The sequence below is a fragment of the Mixta mediterraneensis genome (assembly GCF_030283135.1).
Taxonomy (GTDB): Bacteria; Pseudomonadota; Gammaproteobacteria; order Enterobacterales; family Enterobacteriaceae; genus Pantoea; species Pantoea mediterraneensis.
This window is the reverse complement of record NZ_JASUAZ010000158.1, coordinates 1-402: the sequence shown is the minus strand read 5'-3', so window position 1 is coordinate 402 and position 402 is coordinate 1. Positions and strand designations below refer to the sequence as shown.

The 402-nt window shown below is 53.2% G+C and carries 2 pseudogenes; one reads left to right on the top strand and one right to left on the bottom strand.

The annotated features are described in order from the left end of the window. Positions 1–271, top strand: a pseudogene (locus QRY16_RS22040) (AMP-binding protein); the annotation flags it as partial. Here QRY16_RS22040 and QRY16_RS22035 read toward each other — a convergent pair. Continuing rightward, positions 263–355: pseudogene (locus QRY16_RS22035) on the bottom strand (hypothetical protein); the annotation flags it as partial. The pseudogenes QRY16_RS22040 and QRY16_RS22035 overlap by 9 nt on opposite strands. Positions 356–402: the final 47 nt, after the last annotated feature.

Genomic DNA, 402 nt, shown 5'->3' with positions numbered 1-402 from the left:
GATTAAAACAATTGCCGACTTTACCGCTAACGACCGCTTTATGTCGGCGCTGCCGCTGTTCCACTCCTTTGGCCTGACGGTCGGCCTGCTGACCCCGCTGTTTACCGGCGCGGAAGTCTTCCTCTATCCCAGCCCGTTACACTACCGCGTGGTGCCGGAACTGGTATATGACCGTAACTGTACCGTGCTGTTCGGCACCTCCACCTTCCTCGGCAACTACGCCCGCTTTGCGAATCCCTATGATTTCTATCGCCTGCGTTACGTTGTCGCCGAATGCTGAGAGAAACTGGGCGCAGATAACCGCTATCATTCCTTTCGAGTACAGCGAATTGTTAGTGTGTACTGACTCACTCATCCGAATCTTCCGTCCGATCAACCATACTTTTAAGAGTGACAAAGTCC